Raw genomic sequence first — 25,558 nt, 5'->3', positions numbered from 1 at the left:
CGATGGCGCGGATCCTCTTCGTCGTTCCCCGGTTTCACACCAACCTTTTCTTTGCGACGCGGGCGCTGGTCGAGGCCGGGCATGAGGTGAGCATTTTCGCGGCGGCGCAGGGAGAGATCGAGGATCACAGCCATGTGCAGCCTGCTGTCCTCGGCAAGACGCCGAGCCGGGCGGAGATTTCCGAAAGGCTCGCTTCCATCGCGCCCGATCTGATCTTGCTGCGCTACGCAGGCGATCTGTCAAGGCAGATCTATCGCGAAGCGCGGCGGCGGAAGCTGCGGGTGTTGGGATACGATCTGCGCCCGCTGACGCAGCGGCGGGGCTGGCGCAAGCGGCTGTCCTTCTGGTCGCAGAAACGGGTCTGGGAACGGGTCACTCCGGTTCCAGGGCTGGACCCTGAGGCGCCGAAAGACAAGGCCGCGCATTTCCTCCCTTGGCCGGTCGCGGCGGCTGACCTTCCCGCAAGCGCCTATCGCGATCAGACATCCGAGCCCGTGCGTGTCTTGTGCGTCGGCAAGCTGGCTCAGGCGCGCAAGCGGCAGGATGCGCTGATCGCAGCGCTGGAGCCGCTCGCCGATCATGTGCAACTGACGCTCGTCGGGGCGACGGATCGCAATATCTCGGGCGCGGATGAAACGCATTTCGCGGCCCTGAAGGCGGCGGAGGCACGTTGCGACTGGATCACCATCCGCGCCGACGTGCCTTTTGCGCGAATGCCGGAAATCTACGCCGCGCATCATATCTGCGTTCTGCCATCCGAAGGCGAGCCGCTTGGTGTTGCGCCGCTGGAGGCGATGGCCTATGGCACGATCCCCGTGATCGCGCAGGATGCCGGAAGCGCGGGGTATCTGACGCAGGGACAAGACGGGGTGCGGGTGGATATGTCCGATCCGTATGCGTTGCCGCGTGTCATGGCGGCGTTGACCCATAATGCGGAGCTGCGCCAAAAGCTCTGCGCGGGCGCGCGGCGGCTGGCGGAAACCGAGCTGTCGCCCGAGCGTTTCGTCGCGCGCGTCGAGGCGCTTCTCTAGGCGGGCGTGCTTTGCGGTAACGGCTCCGGCGGGCCAAAGCGGTTCGGACCGGGCTCGCTTCGCTGGACGTAGAAATAGATCAACACAAGAAGCCCGATAACCGGGATCAGCCCGATCAGCAGCCACCAGCCGCTGCGCCCGCTGTCATGCAGGCGCCGCGCGCCGACCGCGAGGTTCGGCAGCAGGAGGGCAAGCGACAGCAGCGGCGTGATCACCTGTGCGTCGTCATCCATCCAGCCGAAAAGAGTTGAATCCAGCATGGATGCGAGGAACATCACGATCAGATAGACCAGAACCCACCACCAGAATTCGGGGCGCGAGGCGCGGCCCTGAAACGTGGCGTATTTGGAAATGACGGCCCTGACCGCCTGCTCGGCTTTGCTCATACTGGTGTTCCTCCCCTCCAAGACCTTTGGAGAAGCCTTGCCGGGCTGGGACATCCTGTCAATGGTCGCCCGTCATTCCCACCAACGGTCGATCTCGGCGATCTGGTCGTCGGACCAGCCGAAATGGTGCGCGACCTCGTGGACGACGATGTGATGAACCAGTTCTTCAAGCGTTACGCTGCGCCGTTCACGCCATTCCGCGAGGATCGGCTGAACGAAGAGCCAGATCGTATCCGGGTAAGGCGAGGGCGCGGCGGCGGATTTCAGGGGCAGGGGGATCCCGTTGTAAAGCCCGGTGAGTGATAGCCGATCGTCGATCTGCAGATCGTCGAGCATGTCCTCGGCCGGCCAATCGGTGACGCGCAGGACGATATCGCGGCAATGTTCGGCGAACGGCGCCGGCAGGTTCGACAGCGCATCTTCGGCGTATTGGGCGATATCCTGAGCGTCGGGGCCGGTCATGGCGGTGATATGGAAAAGCCGTCCCGCGAGCGTCAAGCTTCGTTATGTGACAGAGCGCATTTCTGGACAATGGGCGCGCAACGTGGGAAAGGGCGGGCAACAGGAGACATCCCATGACAACCACCCGTTTCGCGCCGTCGCCCACCGGATACATCCATATCGGCAACCTGCGCACCGCGCTTTTCAACTACCTCATCGCCCGCAAGGCCGGCGGCACCTTCATCCTGCGCATCGACGACACCGATCCCGAACGCTCGAAGGAGGAATATGTCGATGCGATCAAGCGCGATCTGGAATGGCTGGGCCTGACATGGGACCGGCTGGAGCGGCAGTCCGAGCGGCTGGATCGCTATGCCGAAGCGGCTGACCGGCTGCGCGGGATGGGGCGTTTCTACGAGGCGTTCGAGACGCCGACGGAGCTCGATCTCAAGCGCAAGAAGCAGCTCAATATGGGCAAGCCACCGGTCTATGACCGCGCGGCGCTGGCGCTCACCGAGGACGAAAAGGCCAAGCTGCGTGAGGAGCGTGGGCCCGGCGTCTGGCGCTTCAAGCTCGATCAGGAGCGGATCGAATGGGAAGACGGTATCCTCGGCCCGATCTCCATCGATGCGGCAAGTGTCAGCGACCCGGTGCTGATCCGTGCCGATGGGCAGGTGCTCTATACGCTCGCTTCGGTGGTGGACGATACGGAGATGGGCGTGACGCATGTGGTGCGCGGCTCGGACCATGTGACCAACACCGCGACGCAGATCCAGATGATCCGCGCGCTGGATGGCAGCGTTCCGAACTTTGCGCATCATTCGCTGCTCACGGGGCCACAGGGCGAGTCTCTGTCAAAGCGGCTTGGCACGCTGGCGCTGCGCGATCTGCGCGAGCAGGGGGTGGAACCGGAGGCGCTCTTGAGTCTGATGGCGCGTCTTGGATCATCGCAGCCGGTGGAATTGCGCCTGAGCCTCGACGAGATTGCCAAGGGGTTCGACCTCGATCAGTTCGGATCGGCGCCGACGAAGTTCGACGCACGCGATCTCATGCCGCTGACGGCGCGCAAGCTGCACGGGCTCAGCTATGACGACGTGAAAGACGAGCTTGCCGCGCTTGGCGTGCCGGACGATATCGCGCCGGATTTCTGGGCCGTTGCGAAAGACAACATCACCACGCGCAGCGATCTGCTGCCGTGGTGGACGCTGTGCCGCGACGGGGCCGAGCCGCTTGTCGCAGAAGAAGATCGCGATTTCGTCGCGCAGGCGATGGCGCTTTTGCCGGATGGCACGCTGACGCGCGAAACGTGGAGCAACTGGACCGCCGCCGTGAAGGAGGCGACGGGGCGCAAGGGCAAGGGGCTCTTCATGCCGCTTCGGAAGGCTTTGACGGGGCAGGAACGCGGGCCTGAAATGGCCGATCTGCTGCCGCTTCTGCAGACCATTCCGGCGCGCGATCTAACGAAGCGTTCGGATTAGATCAGGCCTCATCCGCCTTTCGGCGCAGCGAGGCACGGGCATCCTCGTCCGTGACGCGGCGGTCGATAATGTCGAGCGCACTTTGCTTTGCTTTGGCGGCGGCTTCGGCCAGTTCGGCCCAATCGCTTCGCGCAAGTCGGGTCGTGGTCTTGAGAACCTGCGACATGACATCGTAGCGCCCGCCGCCATCATGCATGAGCGAGGACAGACCGTCCTGCAACAGATCTTCGGCCGACACGGTCCCGATGATGATGCGCGGGAATTTCACGTCGCGGTCGCGCCCCGGATCGGACATCTGTGCGCCCATATTCCAGAGCACGCGTTCGACGCGGTGGATGACATCGATCGCCGTGCCGGGATCGTTGATCCCCGGCGATAGCGCGCGCGAGGCGACTTCGGACAGGACTATGATCCCGAAGCGCCCGTCCTGCTCTGTCGTCCGCCGTTCGCCGAGTGTAAAATTGTCCATCAGATCATCGACCTCGGTCATTCCGGTGACGAAGGCGACGGGCTCGCCCTTGAGCACCCATGCGCCGGGGGCGGCTGTCACCCAGAGCCGGGCATCCTCTGATTCGAGCCGTGAATGCATTTCGGAAATGCTGATGAACTGAACGAATCCTGTTACCGGAGAGATCAGCGGCGTCGCCCCCGTCGGCACGCGCGGCGCTTCATCGGCCGGGCGCGCGCCGAAATGGCGCTGCTCCGCAAGGCGGGTGAGCGGCGGAACGGCGGCCTCCTCGACCATGCCGAGCGTGTGGTCGAGGCCGCCGAGCCGGCTTAGGTGGGCGATCCAGCGCAGGATCGCGATCACGATCATTACGATGCAGACCACCGTCAGCGCAAAGACGATCACCGCGCCGGACTCGCCGTAGAACCCGGCGCGAAACATCACGATCGCGCTGAGTGAGAAAAGGAAGGCGCCGACGAAGACCGACATGACATTGAGTGTCGTCATGTCCTGCATCAGGATGTTGTAGACCCGCGGCGTGGCCTGGCTTGCCGCCGAGCGGAAGGCCGAGGTCATCGCGCCGAGCGAAAAGGTCGTCACCGCCAGCATGGAGGAGGCGAGGATCGTGAGGATCGGCAATACGGCATCGCGCGAGAACCGTTCGATCAGGCTATCGGGGATGGTCTGATGCACGAAGGGCGCGATGAACGCGATGAGCAGTGCCGCCGCCGCGAAGGCCGAGATGCGGAATCCCGGCGTGCGCCACAGCCGCCGGATCCAGAGCATGATGCGCGCGCGCATCAGACCCCTCGCCGGGATGGGACAATCTGCGGCGCGGGGGCCGAAATCAGGGGATCATGCAAGACAAGCCCGCCTTTACGCTGTTGATATATGTCAAGGACAACTTTGCCTGACCCGTTAGGCAGGACCAATCAAATCGGGGAGTTTCTACCTTGCGGGTCACCAAACGAACCAATATCGCGATGCGCGTCCTCATGTTCTGTGCCGCGAATGACGGCCGTCTCGTCACCAAAGCCGAGATTGCGGAATGTTGCAATGCGTCGGAAAATCACCTTGCGCAGGTGATCAACCAGCTGGCGCAGCTCGGGTTCCTGCGCACGCAGCGCGGACGCAACGGGGGATTGTCGCTCGGACGACCCGCCGATCAGATCAGGATCGGCGATGTGTTTCGCATTCTCGAAGCGCCGGTTCCGGTGGCGGAGTGCTTTGCCGATGTCGACAACACCTGTCCACTGACCGAATCGTGCCGATTGCGGCTTGCGCTGACGGATGCGGTGGAGGCCTTCTACAAGTCCCTCGATCCGATCACGCTGGATGCGCTCGTGTGTCAGAACCACGGTTTGATCGAGATTCTGAACCCGCAGGGCAGTTGCGAGTATCGCATGCTGGCGCGCGCGGTTTGACCTCTTGAGCAGGGAGGAAATCGGATCTAACCTGCAGCGCAATCACGATGGGAGAACCGGCCAGCCCGGTGCCGAAGGAGCAACCGCCCCCGGAAACTCTCAGGCCGAACGGACCGTCGTGAGGATAAACTCTGGAGAGATCCCGGACGTTGATCCGGGGCGCCGAAGGGATAACGATCTCAGGCGAAAGGACAGAGGGGGCATATGACAGTCGCGCTTTGCGCGATTGGACTTATGCCGGATGTGCACATGCATCGCGCCGGTCTGACAGGAAGGGATGGCATGTGAGCGATCTGAACCGCACGCCGCTATACGATCTGCATCTCGCGCTTGGCGCGAAGATGGTGCCGTTCGCCGGGTATGAGATGCCCGTGCAATACCCGATGGGCGTGATGAAAGAGCATCTGCACTGCCGCGGCGAAGCTGGGTTGTTCGATGTCAGCCATATGGGGCAGGTGATCCTGCACGCCGATGATATGGCGCAAGTGGGCGCCGCGCTGGAACGGCTTGTTCCGCAGGACGTTCTGGGGCTTGCCGAAAATCGGCAGCGCTACGGGTTCTTCACCAACGAGGCAGGCGGGATCGAGGACGATCTGATGTTCGCCAATCGCGGCGATCACCTGTTCGTGGTGGTGAACGCGGCCTGCAAACAGGCCGATGTGGCGCGAATGACGGACGCGATGGCGCCCGATATCAGCGTGCGCTTGCTGGAGGATCGCGCCTTGCTGGCGCTGCAGGGGCCGAAAGCGCAAGCCGTGCTGTCGGAGGTGAACCCCGCGGTAAGCGACATGGCGTTCATGGATGTCGCTACGGTGTCGCTTGGCGGCGTGGACTGCTGGGTGTCGCGGTCCGGATATACCGGTGAGGACGGATATGAGATATCCGTCCCTGCGCCGGATGCAGCGGCGCTGGCCGAACGATTGCTCGGCTTCGATGCGGTCGAGCCGATCGGTCTGGGCGCGCGCGATTCGCTGCGGCTCGAGGCGGGGCTGTGTCTTTACGGTCATGATATCGATGCGGGCACGACCCCGGTAGAGGCTGGCTTATCCTGGGCGATCCAGAAGGTCCGCCGCGATGGCGGCGCGCGTGCGGGCGGCTTTCCCGGTTCGAAGGTCATTCAGGAACAGCTGTCGGATGGCGCGCCGCGCAAGCGGGTCGGGCTCACGCCCGAAGGGCGCGCGCCGATGCGAGAAGGCACACCGCTTTATTCCAGCGCAACGTCGCAGAGTCCGATCGGAGCCGTGACATCCGGCGGGTTCGGGCCGAGCGTTGGCGGCCCGGTGGCGATGGGATATGTGGCGACGGAGTACGCGACACGCGGAACCGACTTGTTCGGCGAGTTGCGCGGCAAGCGATTGCCGGTGCAGGTGACGGCGCTGCCTTTCGTGGCGCCCGGGTTCAAAAGATAGACATTCCAAGAGGGACTTATGAAATACACAGAAGAACATGAATGGCTGCGCGTCGAGGGCGACGAGGTGGTCGTGGGGATCACCGAACATGCGGCCGAGCAATTGGGTGATGTGGTGTTCATCGAGCTGCCCGAAGCGGGTGCGACGGTGAGCAAGGATGACGAGGTCGTCGTGATCGAATCCGTCAAGGCCGCGTCGGATATCCTCGCGCCTCTGGACGGCGAGATCACGGAGGTGAACGAGGCGCTTGTCGATGAGCCGGGCAAGGTGAACGATGATGCCGAGGGAGAGGCGTGGTTCTTCAAGATGAAGATCGAGGATATGTCCGCGCTCGACGATCTGATGGATGAGGCGGCGTACAAAGCCTTCATCGGCTGAGCCGACAGTTCGGGCGACGTTTCGGCGAAACGGACAGCGCCGGGACGGTGAGTATTTTTGAAGAGAAGACATGCGGGACGGCGCGCCGTTCCGGCGGATCGGGAGAAAGCCCATGGGTTACGACGCGATTGACTACCTTCCCTATGATTTCGCCAATCGGCGGCATATCGGCCCGTCTCCGGCGGAAATGGCGGATATGCTGTCGGCGCTCGGCGTGTCTTCGCTTGACGGTTTGATTGACCAGACGGTGCCGAGCGCAATCCGCCAGGACGCGCCGCTCGATTTCGGTAAGGCGTTTTCCGAAGCGGAGTTGTTGCACCACATGCGCAAGACCGCTGCGAGAAACGAGGTTCTGACTTCGTTGATCGGGATGGGGTATCACGGCACGGTCACACCGCCGGCGATCCAGCGGAACATCTTTGAGAACCCTGCGTGGTATACCGCCTATACGCCATACCAGCCGGAAATAAGCCAAGGCCGGCTTGAGGCGCTGCTCAACTATCAGACCATGATCAGCGATCTGACCGGGCTGGAGATCGCCAATGCGTCGCTGCTCGATGAGGCGACCGCCTGTGCCGAGGCGATGACGATGGCGAAGCGTTCGGCGAAATCGAAGGCGGGCGCATTCTTCGTGGACGAGAATTGCCATCCGCAGAACATTTCGGTGATGAAAACGCGCGCCGCGCCTTTGGGTATCGAAGTGATCGTCGGGAATGTCGCGGATATGGACCCCGCATCGGTGTTCGGGGCGATTTTCCAGTATCCCGGAACCCTTGGACATCTGCGCGATTTTTCGGACAATATCGCCGCGCTGCATGATGCCGGTGCGCTGGCGATCCTGTCTGCCGATCCGCTGGCGCTGTGCCTGTTGAAGGAACCGGGGGCAATGGGGGCGGATATCGCCGTCGGCTCGACGCAGCGGTTCGGTATCCCGCTTGGCTATGGTGGCCCGCATGCCGCCTACATGGCGAGCAAGGATGCCTATAAGCGCGCGATGCCGGGTCGGATTGTCGGCGTGTCGATCGATAGCCATGGAAACAGGGCCTATCGGCTGTCGTTGCAGACGCGTGAGCAGCATATCCGACGCGAGAAGGCGACCTCCAACGTCTGCACGGCGCAGGCCTTGCTTGCCGTGATGGCGGGGTTCTATGCTGTGTTTCACGGCCCGGACGGGCTTCGCGCCATCGCGCAGCGGGTTCATCGCAAGACCGTGCGACTGGCCCGCGGGCTGGAGGCCGCCGGCTTTCGGATCGAGCCGGAGCATTTCTTCGATACGATCACGGTGGATGTGGGCCTGCTACAACAGGGTGTCTTGCGCGCCGCGGTGCGCGAAGGTGTGAACCTGCGCGCTGTGGGAGAGACGCGGATCGGTATCACGCTTGACGAGCGGACACGCTCCGAAACGATCGAAGCGGTGTGGCGCGCCTTCGGATTGCTGCGCAAGGATGACGATCTTGCGGCCGAATATTGTCTGCCGGATCAGCTGTTGCGGCAAAGCGCGTATCTTCAGCATGACGTGTTCCACATGAACCGCGCCGAGACCGAGATGATGCGCTACATGCGCCGGCTCGCCGATCGCGATCTCGCGCTGGACCGGGCGATGATCCCGCTCGGGTCCTGCACGATGAAGCTCAATTCCGCGGCGGAGATGATGCCGGTGAGCTGGCGTGAATTCGCGGATATTCATCCTTACGTGCCGGACGACCAGGCGCGTGGCTATCGTGCAATGATCGATGATCTGAACGCCAAGCTATGCGCCATCACCGGCTATGATGCGATTTCCATGCAGCCCAATTCCGGTGCGCAGGGGGAATATGCCGGGCTCTTGTCGATCGCCGGATATCATCGGGCCAATGGGCAGGAGGGGCGGAATATCTGTCTCATCCCCGTCAATGCGCATGGCACCAACCCGGCATCGGCGCAAATGGTGGGCTGGAAGGTCGTTGCGGTCAAATGCGATGAGAACGGATCCATTGATCTGGAGGATTTCCGCACGAAAGCCGAAAGCCATTCGGATCGGTTGGCCGGAACGATGATCACCTATCCTTCGACGCATGGCGTGTTCGAGGAAACCGTGCGCGAGGTTTGCCGGATCACGCATGACCATGGCGGGCAGGTTTACATCGATGGGGCGAATATGAACGCGATGGTCGGGTTGTCGCGACCCGGCGATCTGGGCGGGGATGTGAGCCATCTGAACCTTCACAAGACCTTCTGCATTCCGCATGGCGGCGGCGGGCCGGGCATGGGGCCGATCGGCGTCAAATCGCATCTGATCCCGCATTTGCCGGGCCATCCGCTTGACGGTGAAGGCGCGGTGAGTGCGGCGCCGTTCGGCTCTCCTTCGCTCTTGCCGATTTCATGGGCCTATTGCCTCATGATGGGCGGCGAAGGTCTGACCCAAGCGACGCGCGTTGCCATACTGAACGCGAATTACATCGCCAAGCGGCTTGAGGGGGCATATGACGTGCTCTATCGCGGCAAGAACGGCCGCGTCGCGCATGAGTGCATCCTCGATGTGCGACCGTTTGAGAAATCGGCCGGTGTTACCGTCGAAGATATCGCGAAGCGGCTGATCGATTGCGGCTTCCATGCGCCGACCATGAGCTGGCCGGTGGCGGGAACGCTAATGGTTGAACCCACGGAATCGGAAACCAAGGCCGAACTCGACCGGTTCTGCGACGCGATGCTGGCCATCCGCGAGGAGATTCGCGCCATCGAGGACGGAACGGCGGATGCCGAGCGTAATCCGCTCAAGCTCGCGCCGCATACGATGGAGGATCTGGTCAAGGAGTGGGACCGTCCTTATTCGCGGGAGCAAGGGTGTTTTCCGCCGGGGGCGTTCCGCGTGGACAAATACTGGCCCCCGGTCAATCGGGTCGACAACGCCTATGGCGACCGGCATTTGATTTGCACCTGTCCGCCGATGGAAGAATACCAGGACGCCGCAGAATAGCGCGCGATCACACCCCGCCGGCCGCTTTGACAGCGGCCGACGCGACGCTGCGGGGGAGGCTGAATCTTGCGGAACGTGTCATCCTACCTCCCGATTGCTGCTGTCGCAGGCTAGTCCGGCAAAGGTAAATCGATTGTATTCGCGTTCCGTCGATTTGCGCACGATTTTACGAAAAGCGATCGCGGGATTGACCGTTCCTCAAGAGGCGTCCGCGTCATCGCTTGATTGCGGCTCTAGCAGGAAAGACATCGCGTCACGAACGCGGCCCCATGTGGCTTCGTCAGAGGCGCAAAGGAGGTAGCCGGAGCGGAAATTGGCACGATATTCGCTACCGTCCAGCATCGCGACATGGCCCCCGGCCTGACGTATGATGAGCGACCCCGCAGCGTGGTCCCATGGGCTGAGGTTGGTGCACAGGATGAAATCGACATAGCCTTGCGCGACCATGCGAAACTCGTGAGCCGCGCATTTCAGGGACATTAACTGCCGAAACCGCGGCATGATCGCGCCTATTTCCGCCAGTTGATCGGTCGGCAAGGACGAAAATGGAACATAGCCGCTGAGATTTTCGATATTTCCACCGCCCGACACGTTGACACGCCGGGTCATGCCGCGCCGCAGGTTGATCTCCGCCGGGCCGGTTTCATCGGCGATCATCACTTCGTCGGTGATCGGATCATAGATCAGCCCGAACACCGGGGCGCCGAACCGCGTCATTGCGAGCATGAGGCCGAATGTGCTCAAACCGTGTGCGAAGTTCCATGTTCCGTCAACAGGATCGATGGCGAATCCCATCTCGGCCTCGGCAAGCCCGGCAATCGATTCCTCGGTCGCGCTCTCCTCGCCGACGATATGCGCGTTGGGAAAGAGGCGCAGCAACCCGCGCACAATCATTTTCTCCGCGTCACGGTCGGCATCGGTGACCACGTCGAGCGGACCGGATTTCTCGCCGACCTCGGCTCGGTCGAGCGAACGGAAGCGTGGAAGTATCTCCGCGCGTGCGGCGCGGCGCACGAGGTTGATGATCTGGCTGCGCTGGGCGGTGGTCAGCGGCGAGGGGATGGCAATCGGCAGCGTTTCGGATGCAGCGGTTGATGCGTCTGCGGATGTCGTGGCGGGTTTGGCGGCAAGCATTGAAACGATTCTCCTCGGCAGCGTGCGCTTGTTTGGCAACCCGGCCCCGGAAATTCAAGGCGACTATTCGCGCGCCCGCAAGACCTGAGCCGGGCGTGCGGACAGCGGGCGCCAGGCAAATCCAAGGCCGGCGAGCAAGGTCGCGAGAACGCCGCCCGCCACGATTCCGAGCGCGGACGGCCAGACGATCTCGTAACTGCTGTCCATGATGAAATGCATGACCGACCAACTTCCAAGAATACCGGCCGCCAACGCGACAACGCCGGCCGCACCGCCCAAGATTGCAGAGCGTAGCGCGAAGCTGCGCAGGATATGGGCGCGGCTCGCACCGAGCGTTTTGAGTATCGCAGCCTCATATGTCCGGGCATTCTCGCCCGCCGCTGCCGCGCCGATCAGGACGAGAAATCCGGTCAGCAAGGTCGCCGCTGCGCCCCAACGAACGGCGGCACCGATCCCTTCGAGCAGCGTGCTGACATTCGAGATCGCATCGCGCACGCTGATCGCCGTGATGTTCGGAAAGGTGCTGGCCAGTTCGCGCAGGATACGCGCCTCTTCGCTCGCGGGCGCGTAGACGGTCGCAATGAACGTGTGCGGTGCGCCGCGCAGGGCATTGGGGGACAGTGTCATCACGAACCCCATGCCGGCGGTCGAAAAATCCACATCGCGCAAGCTTGTGATGGTCGCGTCGATATCACGGCCGAGGATGTTGAGCGTCAGGCGATCTCCCAGTGACACTCCCATTTCGCGCGCCTCCTCAACGGCGAAACTGACCTCGGGTGGGCCATCGTGATCGGCGGCCCACCATGATCCGGCAACGATCCGCGTTGTCTCGGGTGGGCGGTCCGCATAGGTCAGCCCCCGGTCGCCCGTGACGACCCAATGGTCGCCGGCGACCTCGCGGGCGGGGCGGCCATTGATTTCGCTCAGAACGCCGCGCAGCATCGGTGCGGTGTCCACACGCTCGACGGTAGGATCGGCGGCAAGGATGTCTTGAAAGCGATCGATCTGATCGGGCTGGATATCGACAAAGAAATAGGCCGGAGCAACTTCCGGCAAGTCCCGGTCGATGGCGGTGCGCAAGTTGCCGTCGATCTGCCCGATGGCGGCGAGAACCGAAAGCCCAAGCCCGAGCGACAGAACCACCGGCGCTGCGGTATCGCGCGGCCCGCCGATTGCGGCCAAAGCCCAGCGCAGGGCAGGGCGCCGCTGCGTCGCGCCGGAGCCTTTGCGCGCCAGCCCCCGGATCGCGATGGACGCCGCGACCAGCACGATCAGCGCGCCAAGAAGCCCGCCGGCCGTCCAGAGCGTGAGAAACGGACTGCCTGAGAAAAACGCAGCAGTCGCGACGAGCAAGCCGAGAAGGGCCAATGTGGCGGCGATATAGCGTGTCGCGGGAAGGCGCGCGGCGCCGTCCAACGCATCGCGGAACAGCATGGCCGGGCGGATCTCCTCCGTGCGTGCGAGCGGCCAGAGCGTGAAGACGAGCGCGGTGAGAATACCGTATAGCGCAGCCTCGAGCAGCGGGGCCGGGTGCAGGGCAAAGATCGCCGGAACGGGAAGCGCAGCCGCGATCAGAGGGCCGAACAGGATGGGCACCAAGCCCCCCAGCGCGAGGCCGATGGCGATTCCAACAAGGCTGAGCGCACCAATTTGCAGAAAATAGGTCTGGAAGATCGTCGCGCGCGTCGCGCCGAGGGTGCGCAGGGTGGCGATGACAGAAGTCTTCTTGGCAAGATACGCGCGAACGGCCGCTGAAACGCCGATTCCGCCGACAGCAAGGCCCGAAAGACCGACGAGGATCAGGAACGCGCCCAGACGGTCGACGAATTCCGCGACCCCCGGCGCGCCGTTTCTCGCATCGCGCCAGCGCAGCCCGCTGCTTGGAAACGCGTCCTTGGTGCGCTGTTCGAGCGCGTTCAGATCGGTTCCCGGCGGCAGGACAAGGCGATATTCCGTTTCGTAAAGCGTGCCCGGCTGCAACAGCCCGGATCCGTCCAGCGCATCGGTTGCGACGATTGTCCGCGGGCCGAGGCTGAATCCGGCGGCGGCCTTGTCCGGTTCGTTGGTCAGGATCGCGGAGAGCACGAAATCCTTGCTGCCCAGCCGAAATTCATCGCCCGGAGCCAGCGCAAGGCGATCCGCGAGCAATGGCGCCATGACCGCGCCGGGGCGCATGCCGTCGCCAGCGAGTGCCTCTGCCAGCGGCATGGAAGGATCGAGCCGGATTTCGCTGATCAGCGGATAGGCGGCATCGACGGATTTCACCTGCGTAAGCGCGCGTTCGGCAATCCCATCGGGTTCCTTGACCACCATGGACCGAAAATCGGTGATCTCGGAAACGCGCGTCGACACGCTTTCGAGCCAAGCGCGTTCCTCGGCTTCAGCGAAACGATAGGTGAAGCGCACGGAGGCGTCCCCGCCGAGAAGCACCGCGCCCTGTTCGCTCAGCCCAGCCTGGATCGCGGAGCGAACGGAACCCACGCCGGCAATCGCGGCGACACCGAGTGCGAGGCAGGCGAGGAAGATGCGAAAGCCCTTCAGCCCGCCGCGCAGCTCGCGGCGCGCGAAACGCGAGGCCGTGCGCAGCGCCATTATTCCGCCGCCTTCAGCGCATCCGAGGCCAGCGCCCCATCCGTAAGGCGCACGACGCGGGAGCATTTCTCGGCCACAGCGCGGCTATGGGTGACAAGAACCAGCGTCGCACCGTGTCGGTCGCGCAGATCGAAGAGCAGATCGATGATCGCCTGTCCGTTCGCCCCGTCGAGATTGCCGGTAGGTTCGTCGGCCAACAGGATCTGGGGGCGCGTCACCGATGCGCGGGCCAGCGCCACGCGTTGCTGTTCTCCGCCGGACATTTGCGCAGGGTAATGATCGGCACGGTTTGAAAGACCGACCGTTTCGAGCTCGGCGCGCGCGCGCTGAAACGCATCGCGCGCCCCTGCCAGTTCCAGTGGCGTCGCGACATTCTCGAGCGCAGTCATCGTCGGAATGAGGTGGAAAGATTGAAAGACGACCCCCATGTGATCGCATCGAAACCGCGCCATTGCGTCCTCGTTCATCGCGGTAAGATCGCGGCCAAGCACCTTGACCGATCCCGAAGTCGCATTCTCCAGCCCTCCCATCACCATGAGGAGCGAGGACTTTCCGGACCCGGAGGGGCCGATCAGGCCCAAGGTCTCGCCCTTTTGAACCGATAGGGTGATGCCATGCAGGATTTCAACCATTCCGGCATTGCCCTTGAGACTGAGCGTGACATCTTGAAGATCGAGAACGGGCTGGGACATGGAGCGAGGAACTTCCTTATGCGGCATTGGATCACATATGGGGCTTTGCAGATGTTGAGCAAGGCGCGCATCGCCGCGCTGTCGATCTGCACGGCCACCGCCGCTTTGGCCGATCCGGCCGAGATTGTCGCTCTGGGGGACAGTCTGACGGCCGGATACGGTCTGATGGATCACGAAGGCTTCGTTCCGCAGATGCGCGACTGGCTTCAGGAGCAGGGGTTCGATGTGCGTCTGGTCAATGCCGGCGTCTCCGGCGATACGACCGCTGGTGGACTGAGCCGCCTGGAATGGTCCCTCGGCCCCGAAACCGAAGGTTTGATCGTTGCTCTGGGTGGCAATGATCTGCTGCGCGGGCTCGATCCGGCGCAGGCGCGCCAGAACCTCGAGGGCATTCTCGAAATCGCGCAGTCACGCGATCTCGCGGTGCTGCTTGTGGGTATGGAGGCACCGGGCAATTACGGTCCCGACTACAAGGCGGCGTTCGATGCGATCTATCCTGAACTTGCCGAGACCTATGGCACGCTTTATTTCCCGAGATTTTTCGAAGGCCTTTACAGCGTTGGTGAAACCCCTTCCGAGATCCGGGATCTTATGCAGCCTGACGGCATACATCCGAACGCGGAGGGCGTCTCCCTGATCGTGGAGGCGATGGGGCCGGCAGTCGCCGATCTGATCCGGCGCGTCGAAGGGCAATAGGTATGATGCGGACATGAAAAGGGGCGGCGCAATGCCGCCCACATTCGAACTCTGTATCGCGGGGTCAGGCCAGCGCGATATTGACCGCGGCTTCGCGTCCGTCCCGCCCGGCTTCGAGGTCGTATGTCACCTTCTGGTCATCCGCGAGGCCGGTCAGCCCTGACCGTTCGACCGCTGAAATATGGACAAATACGTCTTTTCCACCGCCCTCGGGGGCGATGAAGCCGTAGCCCTTGGTGGTGTTGAACCATTTAACGGTGCCTGTGGCCATCCGTTCTACTCCTGTCTGTCTTGACTTCCGCCGCGCAAGCAGGCCCGACGGGCTCGGTCAGTCATGATCGCTTAACTGAGCCGTGGTGGAGCAGTGGTCGATAATCGTAACTTCGCGCTATGATTGTTCAGGCGATTCCTGCGTCATGGCAAGAAAATTCCGCGCGCGCCAGCGCCGTTGGGGCAGGGCCGGGATGCCTCATCGGCAAAAATTCGCCCGCCGTGGCTCAGGTTTCGCCGGATCGCGCGGCAAGGTAGAGGAACGCGCCCGCGCCGCCGAGGCTCGCAATCATGAACACGGCGATTACCGTGGAGACAACCGCGCCCAGCAGGAACAGCGACAGCGCGGCAATCCAGCCCAGAATGCTGCCTGCGATGAAAGAGATGGCCGCCATTGCCTTGCTCCTTTGCGCCGAGGTTACCGCCGAAGCGTTAAAGACGCATTAAAGCGCGCGGATTAGGGAAGCATTGTGGCCGGTATCTGAAAAGAAAAAGACCGGGCACGCCCGGTCTTTCGATGATCTCAATAAGCGGTCAGAGGACCGTGACCACAGTGCCGATAGGCACCTGTTCATAAAGCTCTTTCACATGCTCGTTCAGCATGCGGATGCAGCCGCTGGACACGGACCGGCCGATCGAACGCGGCGCTGTCGTGCCGTGGATGCGGTAATATGTGTCGCGTCCATTCTGGAAGAGGTAGAGCGCCCGCGCCCCAAGCGGATTGTCCGGCCCGCCCGGTTGCACATAGTCGTTGTCGATGAATTTCTTGTAGGCGCTCGGTTCGCGCTCGATCATTTCATCCGTGGGACGCCAGGTCGGCCATTCCTTCTTCACGGCGATCTTGGCGGTTCCCGTGAATTCGAGCCCGGCCTTGCCGACGCCGACGCCATATCGGCGCGCCATGCCGGGCGCCTTGACGTGATAAAGGAAATGCGCGCGCGGCAGGATTAGGATTTGGCCCGGCTGGACCGAGGATTTGATCCGCACGTTCTGCGGCATGAATACCGGATCGATGCGGAAGGCCTGGGCCGAGGCAATTCTCGGCGCGGCCAAACCCGCCGCAGCGGCGGCGATAAAGGTGCGTCTGGAAAACATGGGCAGCGGTCTTTCTTTCAATTCGGTCGTCATCGTTCAATCGCAGAAGTTTGCCATTCTTCAGGGATAAAACAAGGATCTGCGCCAAAGGTTTCCTGCGCCGAACGTGGTGATTGCGGCACAATAGTCACGGTTTGGGTGCGTTGTCACCGAAGCGTGATCGCCCCACAGGTCGTGACTGCCCAAAAGCAAACCGCCCGGACAGAACCGGGCGGCAGCGTATTCGAAATAGCGAGAGGCGTTATGCCAGCGCGAGATTGACCGCGCTTTCGCGGCCGTCGCGGCCGTTCTCGATGTCGAAGGTCACCTTCTGGTCATCGCTCAGACCGGTCAGGCCCGACCGCTCAACAGCGGAGATGTGAACGAAAACGTCCTTAGAGCCGCCATCGGGTGCGATGAAGCCGTAACCTTTGGTGGTGTTGAACCATTTCACTGTGCCAGTGGCCATGTGAATATCCTTTGTTGTCCGTTGCCCGCGGGAGTGCGGCAACCCGGCGAAGTCACGTCTGGATCGAAAGCTTCGTGCCGGTATCGGAAAACAGAAGGTCGAATAGAAGATCGTCAGCGCGGCTGATATGACAGGTTGTCGCGCCTTTGGCAAGCCCCGGTCGCGTTCGGGCCGTGCAACGGATCGCAAGCTGATGCGTTCTTCAAGGCAACCGAAAAGGAGCTTTGCGATGTCATCCTCGAAATCCCGCGATCAGATCTGGGACGAATGGCGCGATCTGGTGAATATGAGCTTGAAGGAACTGGAAGAGTGGCTCGAGACCGAAGAGTCGAAATCCGTCGGCGATAGCGACGATGACGAAAGCACCGGACACAAATCCGGTAAGCGGATCGTCAAGATCAAGCGCACCAACAAGGGCGACTTGACCGACGATCAGTGGGACCACATGGCGACGGTTGTGGGCTATGTCAAACGTCACCTCGCGCAGGGCGGGCCGGATGACGATGTCGAACACTCGGACTGGCGCTATTCGCTGATGAACTGGGGGCATGATCCGATGAAGGACAGCTGAATGAGTACGGCGAAGAAAACCGACCCGGAACTTTGGGAAAAGGTGAAATCCGAGATCACCCAATCGGACAAGGGCGGTGAGCCGGGCCAGTGGTCTGCCCGAAAGGCGCAGATGGCGGTGCAGGAATACAAGCGCCAGGGCGGGGGCTATGAGGACGATGGGCCCGATCAGGACGAGACCGATCTGCACGACTGGACGGAGGAGGACTGGGGCACGAAATCCGGCGCGGAATCGGCCGAAAGCGGTGAGCGTTATCTGCCGAAACAGGTGCGGATGCTTCTGACCGAGGATGAATACGCCCGGTCCACACAGAAAAAGAAAGCCGGGGATCGGCAATTCGTCGCTCAGCCGAGCGATGTGAAGGACAAGGTCGCGTTTATAAAGGAAAACGGTCCGACCAAGGACATGCTGGTCGAGCGCGCCCGTGACCTGGAAATCGAAGGCCGGTCGGATATGGACAAGGACGCCCTGTTGCAAGCCATCGAGGATGCGACGGACGAGAACGGGCGCGGAAAAGGCTCGGTCTATGCGCTGGAGCAGAAAACGAAGGACGAGCTTTACGACATGGCACAAGAGCGCGGTATTGAAGGCCGATCCGATATGAGCAAGGACGAACTGCTCAAGGCGCTAACGTCATCCTAATCGAAAAGGACTGGCCGGAACGCGCAGCATTCGGCCAGTCGTGCGTCGTCAACGCGCGAATTTCTTGAACTTCACCCGCTTCGGCTCCACCGCGTCCGGGCCGAGCCTGCGCTTCTTGTCTTCCTCGTAATCCTCGAAATTGCCTTCGAACCATTCGACATGGGCATCGCCCTCGAAAGCGAGGATATGCGTGCAAAGCCGGTCAAGGAAGAAGCGGTCGTGGGAGATGACCACGGCGCAGCCGGCAAAAGCTTCGATGGCGTCCTCCAGCGCGCGCAGCGTCTCCACGTCGAGATCGTTGGTCGGCTCGTCGAGCAGCAACACGTTGCCGCCTTCCTTGAGCAGGCGCGCCATGTGAACGCGGTTGCGTTCACCGCCCGACAGCAGACCGACCTTCTTTTGCTGATCCCCGCCCTTGAAGTTGAAAGCCGAGCAATAGGCACGGGAATTCATCTGCGCATCGCCCAGCTGAATGATCTCCGCCCCGCCGGAAATGGCCTCCCAAACGGTTTCCTCCGGGCTCAGATCGTCGCGCGATTGGTCGACGTAAGCGAGCTGCACGGTGTCGCCATAGGAAATCTCGCCCGCGTCGGGTTGCTCCTGGCCGGTAAGCATCTTGAACAAGGTCGATTTGCCCGCGCCGTTGGGGCCGATCACACCGACGATCCCGCCGGGCGGCAGGGAGAAGCTGAGATCCTCGATCAACAGCTTGTCACCCATCGCCTTCTTCAGGCCATCGACTTCGATCACCTTGGAGCCGAGGCGCGGGCCATTCGGGATGATGATCTGCGCGCGCCCGACCTTTTCGCGTTCGGACTGACCCGCCATCTCGTTATAGGCCTGAATCCGTGCCTTGGATTTCGCCTGGCGCGCTTTCTGGCCCTGCCGCATCCATTCCAATTCGCGCTCCAGCGTCTTTTGCTTGGCCTTGTCTTCCTTGGCCTCATGCTCAAGCCGCTTGGCCTTCTGTTCCAGCCAGCTGGAATAATTGCCCTCGTAGGGGATGCCGCGCCCCCGATCGAGTTCGAGGATCCAGCCGGTGATGCTGTCGAGGAAGTAGCGATCATGGGTGACGATCAGGATCGTTCCCTTGTATTCGATCAGGTGGTTCTGCAACCAGGCGATGGTTTCCGCGTCCAGATGGTTGGTCGGCTCGTCCAGCAGCAGCATATCGGGCGCTTCGAGCAGCAGCTTGCAGAGCGCCACACGGCGCTTTTCACCGCCTGACAGCGTTTCCACATCGGCATCGTCCGGCGGGCAGCGCAGCGCTTCCATCGCCACGTCGATCTGACTGTCGAGATCCCAGAGGTTGTTTGCGTCGATCTCGTCCTGTAGCGCGGCCATTTCATCGGCGGTTTCGTCGGAATAATTCATCGCCAGTTCGTTGAACCGGTCGAGCTTGGCCTTCTTTTCGGCCACGCCCAGCATGACGTTCTCGCGCACGTTCAGCGCGGGATCGAGCTGCGGTTCCTGTGGAAGATACCCGACCTTCGCGCCCTGCGCCGCCCAGGCTTCGCCGGTGAAATCCTTGTCGATTCCGGCCATGATCCGCATCAGCGTGGACTTACCCGCGCCGTTCACGCCGACAACACCGATCTTCACACCGGGAAGGAAGCTCAAGCGGATGTTTTCAAAGCATTTCTTGCCACCGGGATAGGTTTTGGAGACGCCTTCCATATGGTAGACGTATTGGTAGGAAGCCATGTGAGTATCCTTGATGTGACGAAGTTTCGGCAGGGATACACGCGCCGCGCCCGTCATGCAATCTGCCCGCATGTTCAGGAAATGTTCATTTCCCGCGGCTAGCGTGGGGTCAGCCGAGGGGAGAGCGCGTGGATATACTGAGTTTGTTCATACTGCTGATATACAGCATGTCGTTATTTGTTTTCGCGGCGCGCCATGCGCGTCACTTGCGCCTCCTGACTATGGGAACGTCGCTGCGGGACAGCCGGTATCGCGCACCCGGATGCGGGGGGTGGCCGTCCGTCCTGTCCCAGAATCGTGGCCCCCCGCGCCTGAGCCAGATCGGAAGCGTCAGGCCAAGACCGATAGCAAAGCCGCCGATATGTGCCCAATAGGCGATCCCGCCCTGATCGGCTGCGGAGCCGAAGCCGCCGAACAGTTGCAGCGCAAACCAGACGGCGAGCATGATCCATGCGGGGATCGGGAAAATGCGGATGATGAAGACGATGATGATGAGGATATCAACCCGCGCCTTGGGAAATAGGAGCAGATAGCCTCCCATCACCCCTGCAATCGCGCCCGATGCGCCGACCGTCGGCACAGGCGAGCCCGGCGCGCTGAAATAGTGGACGAGCCCGGCCCCGATCCCGCAAGCGATGTAGAAGGCAAGAAACCCCAGATGGCCCATCTCGTCTTCCAGATTGTCGCCGAAGATGAAGAGGAACAGCATGTTGCCGATCAGGTGCAGCCAGCCGCCATGCAGGAACATCGAGGTCAGAAATCCGCCCCATCCCTCGCCTTGGCTGATCAGCGCGGGGATGAGCGCCCAATCGAAGTAGAAGGCCATAAGGGCACGTTCGTCCTGCATCAGCGGCAGATAGCTCAGGAAAAGAAGCACATTCGCCGCGATCAGCGCATAGGTGACAAGCGGCGTGCCGCGCGATGGGTTATGATCGCGGATCGGAAACATCCCGCGACAGTTGGCACAATGCGGCGGCGCGTCAAGGCGCGCCGCTGAGAAGTTGTGCGTTGCCTCCCGACGCTGTCGTATCGACGCAGACGTGACGTTCACGGCAGACATGGGCGGTGTCGGGCAATCCGGTAATGAGCGGAAGGATCGGGCCGTCGCGTTTGGACAAGGCTTTGCGGTAGGCGCGCGCAGTCTGGGCGTCGCCCCACCAGATGACACCTTGAACGGGCAGTTCCCCCAGCGACCGAGGGTCGATCCTACCCTGCGACGTGACCGCAATGCCGCCCAAGGCTTCGACGGCGTCCGCCTGCTCCTTCGCGGCTTTCGGGCCCGGGCCGGCGCAAAGGATCGGACCGCGCGGCAGGGTCGAAAGCACGTTCGACTCGCCCGTCGGCCCGGGAAGTTCGCGCCTTTCGATCACGCGCTCTTCGCCGCCCTGCTTCAGCGCATCGCGCAGACGGGCAAGGTCGTCCTGCTCGCCCCATTCCTCTGCCGCCAGGGGCGCCTCGTGCAAGCGGAAGCGCGCCAGGTAATGCGGCCCGCCGGCCTTCGGTCCGGTGCCGGACAATCCCTCGCCTCCGAAGGGCTGGCTGCCGACGATGGCGCCGATCTGGTTGCGGTTCACGTAGATGTTTCCGGCCTCGATCCGGTCCGAGACATGCTGCACCCTATCGTCGATACGGGTTTGCAGGCCGAAGGTCAGCCCGTAGCCCGTGGCGTTGATGGTGTCGATCACCCTATCGATCTGGCTTGCCTTGAAGTGCGCGATATGCAGCACGGGGCCGAAGATTTCGCGCTCAAGCTCGGCGATGCTGCCGATTTCAATCAGTGCGGGCGCGACAAAGGTGCCGCCGCGCGGCAGCGGCACACGGTGGAGCAGCCGCCCCTCCGCTTCGGCGGCATCGACATACGCCGCAATGGTATCGCGCGCTTCGGTGTCGATCACCGGCCCGACATCGGTGCCGTAAATCCATGGATCGCCGATCACCAGCGCATCCATCGCGCCGATGAGCATTTCCGTAAACGGTTTGGCAATGTCTTCCTGCACATAAAGGCACCTGAGGGCCGAGCAACGTTGCCCGGCGGATTGGAAGGCGGATTCAATGATGGCCTGTATGGCTTGCTCCGGCAGCGCGGTGCTGTCCACGATCATCGCGTTGAGCCCGCCGGTCTCCGCGATCAGCGGCGCACCGGGGGCCAGATGATCGGCCATGCCGCGATGGATGATTTGCGCCGTTTCGGTCGATCCGGTGAAGGCGACGCCGCCAATTCTGGGGTTGGAGGTGATCGCCGCACCAACGTCGCCCGCGCCGGGAAGGATTTGCAGCACCTCGCGCGGCACGCCCGCCTCGTGCAGCAGCTCGGCAGCCCGGCAGGCAATGAGCGGTGTCTGTTCCGCCGGTTTGGCCAGAACGGCATTGCCGGTTGCCAGCGCCGCCGCGATCTGGCCGGTGAAAATCGCAAGCGGGAAGTTCCACGGGCTGATGCAGGCGAAGACACCGACGGGCGGTTCGCCCTCGGCGCGAGCGGCGTAATACCGAAGGAAATCCACGGCCTCGCGTATTTCGGCAACCGCATCGGGCAGGGATTTTCCCGCCTCACGCGCCAGTATTGCGAAAAGCTCTCCGTAATTCGCCTCAAAATGATCGGCCGCAAGGTTCAGGATGCGCGCCCGTTCCTCTGCCGCCGCATCCCATGGCCGCGCCGCCTCGCAAGCGCGCGCCACATCGTCCGGTGTGGCCCAAGTGACATGACCGGGTGTATCGCCGGGGCGCGCGGGGTTGATGATGGCCGTGCTTTCGCCCGGTTCGATTTGCGCTGCGATGAGAGGCTGCGCGCTCCACTGCGCTTCGGCGAACGGCGCGCGCGCTTTCTCGATTGCCTCTCGGGTGGGCCGGTGCGCCAGATCCCAACCCTTGGAATTGATGCGCTCCGGCTCGAAAAGCTGCGGGCCGGTGGTCAGGTCGCGCGCGGGCTCGGCGTCGAAGGGGTCGGCGGCAACGTCCGCTGCCGGCACGTCCGTATCGACGATCTGGTTCACGAAGGAACTGTTCGCCCCGTTTTCGAGCAGACGTCGCACAAGATAGGCCAGAAGATCGCGATGCGCACCGACAGGGGCGTAGATGCGGCAGCGCGTGCCTTCCTCGGCCTTGACGATATCGTGCAGCGCCTCGCCCATCCCGTGCAAGCGCTGGAATTCAAATGCCGATTTGTCCTGCGCCATATGCAGGATCGCGGCGACCGTATGGGCGTTATGGGTGGCGAATTGCGGATAGATGCGATCGGTCATGCGAAGCAGCTTTCGCGCATTCGCGATGTAGCTGATATCTGTCGTCCGCTTGTCGGTGAAGACGGGAAACTCCGGCAGGCCGGCAACCTGTGCGCGCTTGATTTCGGTATCCCAGTAGGCGCCCTTGACCAGGCGAACCATGATCTTGCGATCCAATCGTTCGGCAAGGTCATGAAGCCAATCGAGCACCGGCGCGGCGCGCTGCCCGTATGCCTGCACGACCACGCCGAAGCCGTCCCATCCCTTGAGCGAGGGCTCCGACAGGACGGCTTCGATCACGTCGAGCGAGATGGACAGGCGGTCGGCTTCCTCTGCGTCGATATTGAGCCCGATATTGGCCGACCGGGCCAGTTGCGCCAAGGTGCGCAGCCGCGGGACGACCTCGGTCATAACCGTGTCGCGATGGGCTTCCTCGTAACGGGGGTGAAGCGCCGACAGCTTGACAGAGATCCCAGGATTGTCGCGTATATCGCGTGCTTCGGCGGCTTCGGCAATCGCGCTGATCGCGCGGCAATACGCGAGATGATAGCGCCGGGCATCGGCTTCGGTGCGGGCGGCTTCGCCGAGCATGTCATAGGAATAGGTATAGCCCTTGGCTTCCATTTTGGCCGCGCGGTTCATGGCCGACTGAATGGTCTCGCCCAGAACGAATTGCGCGCCCATCTCGCGCATTGCCCGCCCGACGGCGGTTCGAATGACCGGTTCGCCCAGGCGTTTGATCGCGCCGCGAAGATGCCCGACCGGGCCGGGATTGCCGTCGCGCAGCACCTTGCCCGTCAGCATCAGCGCCCAGGTCGAGGCGTTCACGAGAGGCGATGTCGACTCGCCCAGATGGCTCGCCCAGTCCGACGGGGCGATCTTGTCTTCGATCAGCGCGTCGATCGTCGCCGCATCGGGCACCCGCAACAACGCTTCGGCGAGGCACATGAGCGCGATACCCTCATCCGTCGAAAGGCCGTATTCGCCGAGAAACACCTCCATCAACCCGGGACGTGCATCGTTGCGGATATCCTCGACAAGCTTGATCGCGCGCAGGTGAATGTCGCGGCGATCCTCGTTGGAGAGAGCGGCAATCGCGCGCAAATCCTCGACGACCCGCTGTTCGTCAGCGTAGGTTTGATCGTCGATCTTGCTGCGCAGATCGGGGGCGGTATCGCGGGGCATGGCAAACTCCGGTTATTTGTTCTACCATATCGCGATAGCGAAAGGCATTGTGCCGGATTAGATGGCTTCGATGCGGACTATGTCCCGATTTTCTGCCGGAGTTCAGGCAATATGGATATTTCCGAGTTCGACCGCTTCGATCGCGCGATATTGCAGGAAATGGCGCGTGACGGACGTATCTCGGTCACCGAGTTGTCGCGCCGGATCGGATTGTCGAAATCGCCGACGCAAACCCGTCTTCGCCGTTTGGAAGAGATCGGCGCGATTCAGGGATATCGTGCCCTGCTCGATCCGATCCGGCTCGGGCTGGACCATATCGCCTTCGTCGAGGTGCGCATGACCGAAACCCGCGAGGCGGCCCTGGCAGCGTTCAATGAGGCGGTTGCCAGGATACCCGAGATCGAACAGGCGCATCTGATCGCTGGCAATTTCGACTACCTGCTCAAGGTGCGCACGGCGGACATGCGCAGCTATCGTCAGGTTCTGGCCGAGAAAATCTCGACCCTTCCACATGTCGCGGCTACCTCCACCTATGTCGCAATGCAGGCGGTCAAGGAAGAGGCGTTCGGCAATGTGAGTTGACGCGCGCCGTGCTGCATGCGCCAATTGCACCCATGGTCCCGCGTTTGATCCTTGCGATGATGATGGCCGGCCCCGTCTGGGCCGATGGATGTCCAACGGCGCCCGATCACGGGACGGTCATGGACAGGCTCTATGGCGAAATAGGCGCCGCACCGAACGAAGCTGTGGCGCGGCCGCTTGTGCGCGAATTGTGGGCGCTTTGGACGCAGGCGCCCGATGGACCGTCTCAAGCCATGCTCGACAGCGCGATGCAGGCCATCCGGGTCGGTGACTACGCAGGTGCGGCGGAACGGCTGGACGCGCTCGTGTCCTACTGCCCGTTCTACGCCGAGGGCTACAACCAGCGCGGGTTCGTGCACTACCTGACCGGCGCGTTCGATGCGGCCCTGCCCGATCTCGATCAGGCGATCGCGCTGAACCCGCGCCATACCGGAGCGCTGACGGGAAAGGCGCTCACCCTTGTTGCGCTCGGACAGCGTGATGCGGCGCAAAAGCCCTTGCGCACGGCGCTTGCACTCAATCCGTGGCTGTCCGAACGCGTGCTGCTCTCAGCGCCGGAAGATCGACCTCGCGATTGAACCCACGGAACAACCGACAAACCGATTGTTTTCGCCCCATCGCGGCGATAGGACAAAATGCGTGCGGGCGTGATGGAATGGTAGACATATCGGACTTAAAATCCGAAGGCCTTGCGCCGTGTGGGTTCGAGTCCCACCGCCCGCACCAAGGTTATGAAGCCGATGCCCGCCGTGTGGGCGAGCATCGATAGAGTGTGTTG

Annotated in this window: 24 protein-coding genes, 1 tRNA gene and 1 riboswitch; of the genes, 12 read left to right on the top strand and 13 right to left on the bottom strand. The window is 62.4% G+C overall.

From position 1 onward, the window contains the following. Positions 1-2: 2 nt before the first annotated feature. The gene (locus tag M3465_RS02485) at positions 3-1,031 is read left to right on the top strand and encodes a glycosyltransferase family 4 protein (RefSeq protein ID WP_249500119.1); all 1,029 of its coding nucleotides are present in this window, start codon (positions 3-5) and stop codon (positions 1,029-1,031) included. Here M3465_RS02485 and M3465_RS02480 read toward each other — a convergent pair. Next, positions 1,028-1,417 (bottom strand): DUF805 domain-containing protein, encoded by a 390-nt coding sequence (locus tag M3465_RS02480; protein ID WP_249500118.1) that lies wholly within the window; start codon positions 1,415-1,417, stop codon positions 1,028-1,030. The genes M3465_RS02485 and M3465_RS02480 overlap by 4 nt on opposite strands. 72 nt (positions 1,418-1,489) lie before the next feature. Beyond that, the gene (locus M3465_RS02475; RefSeq protein WP_249500845.1) at positions 1,490-1,879 is read right to left on the bottom strand and encodes a metallopeptidase family protein; all 390 of its coding nucleotides are present in this window, start codon (positions 1,877-1,879) and stop codon (positions 1,490-1,492) included. 113 nt (positions 1,880-1,992) lie between these two features. On the opposite strand from M3465_RS02475, the gene gltX reads away from it, so the two are divergent. Then, positions 1,993-3,336, top strand: a complete 1,344-nt coding sequence (gene gltX, locus M3465_RS02470) for a glutamate--tRNA ligase (RefSeq protein ID WP_249500117.1) — start codon at positions 1,993-1,995, stop codon at positions 3,334-3,336. A gap of 1 nt (position 3,337) precedes the next feature. Here gltX and M3465_RS02465 read toward each other — a convergent pair whose 3' ends face one another. Then, a complete protein-coding gene (locus tag M3465_RS02465; protein ID WP_249500116.1) occupies positions 3,338-4,585 on the bottom strand; it encodes a DUF2254 domain-containing protein in 1,248 nt (415 codons plus the stop codon). Between the two features lie 152 nt (positions 4,586-4,737). On the opposite strand from M3465_RS02465, the gene M3465_RS02460 reads away from it, so the two are divergent. The 4 genes from M3465_RS02460 to gcvP all read left to right on the top strand — a co-directional run bounded on the left by M3465_RS02460 (position 4,738) and on the right by gcvP (position 9,951). After that, positions 4,738-5,208, top strand: coding sequence for an RrF2 family transcriptional regulator (locus tag M3465_RS02460; protein ID WP_249500115.1), 471 nt, complete (start codon positions 4,738-4,740; stop codon positions 5,206-5,208). Between the two features lie 38 nt (positions 5,209-5,246). Then, a riboswitch (glycine riboswitch) is annotated at positions 5,247-5,334 on the top strand. 158 nt (positions 5,335-5,492) lie between these two features. After that, positions 5,493-6,617, top strand: a complete 1,125-nt coding sequence (gene gcvT / locus M3465_RS02455) for a glycine cleavage system aminomethyltransferase GcvT (protein WP_249500114.1) — start codon at positions 5,493-5,495, stop codon at positions 6,615-6,617. 18 nt (positions 6,618-6,635) lie between these two features. Continuing rightward, positions 6,636-6,995, top strand: a complete 360-nt coding sequence (gene gcvH / locus M3465_RS02450) for a glycine cleavage system protein GcvH (RefSeq protein WP_249500113.1) — start codon at positions 6,636-6,638, stop codon at positions 6,993-6,995. A 112-nt stretch (positions 6,996-7,107) separates the two neighbouring features. Next, complete coding sequence (gcvP, locus tag M3465_RS02445; RefSeq protein WP_249500112.1) at positions 7,108-9,951, top strand: aminomethyl-transferring glycine dehydrogenase; 2,844 nt, start codon at positions 7,108-7,110, stop codon at positions 9,949-9,951. Between the two features lie 198 nt (positions 9,952-10,149). Here the strand turns inward: gcvP and M3465_RS02440 are convergent, their stop codons facing one another. The 3 genes from M3465_RS02440 to M3465_RS02430 form a co-directional block, all read right to left on the bottom strand. Further along, entirely contained in the window at positions 10,150-11,085 is a 936-nt protein-coding gene (locus M3465_RS02440; protein ID WP_249500111.1) for an inositol monophosphatase family protein, read from the bottom strand. Positions 11,086-11,148: 63 nt separating this feature from the next. After that, positions 11,149-13,677 (bottom strand): ABC transporter permease, encoded by a 2,529-nt coding sequence (locus M3465_RS02435; RefSeq protein WP_249500110.1) that lies wholly within the window; start codon positions 13,675-13,677, stop codon positions 11,149-11,151. Next, positions 13,677-14,369 (bottom strand): ABC transporter ATP-binding protein, encoded by a 693-nt coding sequence (locus tag M3465_RS02430; protein ID WP_249500109.1) that lies wholly within the window; start codon positions 14,367-14,369, stop codon positions 13,677-13,679. Before M3465_RS02430 ends, M3465_RS02435 begins: the two co-directional genes overlap by 1 nt. An 18-nt stretch (positions 14,370-14,387) precedes the next feature. On the opposite strand from M3465_RS02430, the gene M3465_RS02425 reads away from it, so the two are divergent. Next, positions 14,388-15,065, top strand: coding sequence for an arylesterase (locus tag M3465_RS02425; protein WP_249500108.1), 678 nt, complete (start codon positions 14,388-14,390; stop codon positions 15,063-15,065). 64 nt (positions 15,066-15,129) lie between these two features. Here M3465_RS02425 and M3465_RS02420 read toward each other — a convergent pair whose 3' ends face one another. The 4 genes from M3465_RS02420 to M3465_RS02405 all read right to left on the bottom strand — a co-directional run bounded on the left by M3465_RS02420 (position 15,130) and on the right by M3465_RS02405 (position 16,878). Continuing rightward, positions 15,130-15,336, bottom strand: coding sequence for a cold-shock protein (locus M3465_RS02420; RefSeq protein WP_249500107.1), 207 nt, complete (start codon positions 15,334-15,336; stop codon positions 15,130-15,132). Positions 15,337-15,562: 226 nt separating this feature from the next. Next, on the bottom strand, positions 15,563-15,730 hold the full coding sequence (locus tag M3465_RS02415) for a hypothetical protein (protein WP_249500106.1): 168 nt from the start codon (positions 15,728-15,730) through the stop codon (positions 15,563-15,565). A 139-nt stretch (positions 15,731-15,869) separates the two neighbouring features. Further along, on the bottom strand, positions 15,870-16,430 hold the full coding sequence (locus M3465_RS02410) for a L,D-transpeptidase (protein ID WP_249500105.1): 561 nt from the start codon (positions 16,428-16,430) through the stop codon (positions 15,870-15,872). 241 nt (positions 16,431-16,671) lie between these two features. Continuing rightward, the gene (locus M3465_RS02405; RefSeq protein WP_249500104.1) at positions 16,672-16,878 is read right to left on the bottom strand and encodes a cold-shock protein; all 207 of its coding nucleotides are present in this window, start codon (positions 16,876-16,878) and stop codon (positions 16,672-16,674) included. Between the two features lie 229 nt (positions 16,879-17,107). On the opposite strand from M3465_RS02405, the gene M3465_RS02400 reads away from it, so the two are divergent. Then, positions 17,108-17,449: a DUF3140 domain-containing protein gene (locus tag M3465_RS02400; RefSeq protein ID WP_249500103.1), complete on the top strand. Its 342-nt coding sequence runs from the start codon at positions 17,108-17,110 to the stop codon at positions 17,447-17,449. Then, the gene (locus M3465_RS17125) at positions 17,450-18,091 is read left to right on the top strand and encodes a Rho termination factor N-terminal domain-containing protein (RefSeq protein WP_349305018.1); all 642 of its coding nucleotides are present in this window, start codon (positions 17,450-17,452) and stop codon (positions 18,089-18,091) included. A 48-nt stretch (positions 18,092-18,139) separates the two neighbouring features. On the opposite strand, the gene ettA is transcribed toward M3465_RS17125, so the two are convergent. From ettA to putA, 3 genes are all read right to left on the bottom strand, one after another. Then, on the bottom strand, positions 18,140-19,795 hold the full coding sequence (ettA, locus tag M3465_RS02385; protein WP_249500102.1) for an energy-dependent translational throttle protein EttA: 1,656 nt from the start codon (positions 19,793-19,795) through the stop codon (positions 18,140-18,142). Positions 19,796-19,997: 202 nt separating this feature from the next. Next, positions 19,998-20,744 (bottom strand): rhomboid family intramembrane serine protease, encoded by a 747-nt coding sequence (locus M3465_RS02380; protein WP_249500101.1) that lies wholly within the window; start codon positions 20,742-20,744, stop codon positions 19,998-20,000. A 31-nt stretch (positions 20,745-20,775) separates the two neighbouring features. Beyond that, entirely contained in the window at positions 20,776-24,198 is a 3,423-nt protein-coding gene (gene putA / locus M3465_RS02375) for a bifunctional proline dehydrogenase/L-glutamate gamma-semialdehyde dehydrogenase PutA (RefSeq protein WP_249500100.1), read from the bottom strand. A gap of 111 nt (positions 24,199-24,309) precedes the next feature. On the opposite strand from putA, the gene M3465_RS02370 reads away from it, so the two are divergent. The 3 genes from M3465_RS02370 to M3465_RS02360 all read left to right on the top strand — a co-directional run bounded on the left by M3465_RS02370 (position 24,310) and on the right by M3465_RS02360 (position 25,506). Next, positions 24,310-24,780 (top strand): Lrp/AsnC family transcriptional regulator, encoded by a 471-nt coding sequence (locus tag M3465_RS02370; protein WP_249500099.1) that lies wholly within the window; start codon positions 24,310-24,312, stop codon positions 24,778-24,780. A 32-nt stretch (positions 24,781-24,812) separates the two neighbouring features. Further along, the gene (locus M3465_RS02365; protein WP_249500098.1) at positions 24,813-25,358 is read left to right on the top strand and encodes a tetratricopeptide repeat protein; all 546 of its coding nucleotides are present in this window, start codon (positions 24,813-24,815) and stop codon (positions 25,356-25,358) included. A gap of 63 nt (positions 25,359-25,421) precedes the next feature. Continuing rightward, positions 25,422-25,506 (top strand) — tRNA-Leu (locus tag M3465_RS02360). Positions 25,507-25,558: the final 52 nt, after the last annotated feature.

It is taken from the genome of Marivita sp. GX14005, assembly GCF_023370775.1.
Classification (GTDB): domain Bacteria; phylum Pseudomonadota; class Alphaproteobacteria; order Rhodobacterales; family Rhodobacteraceae; genus Marivita.
Note: the sequence above shows the minus strand (reverse complement) of the source record. Positions and strands in the feature narration are given on the sequence as shown.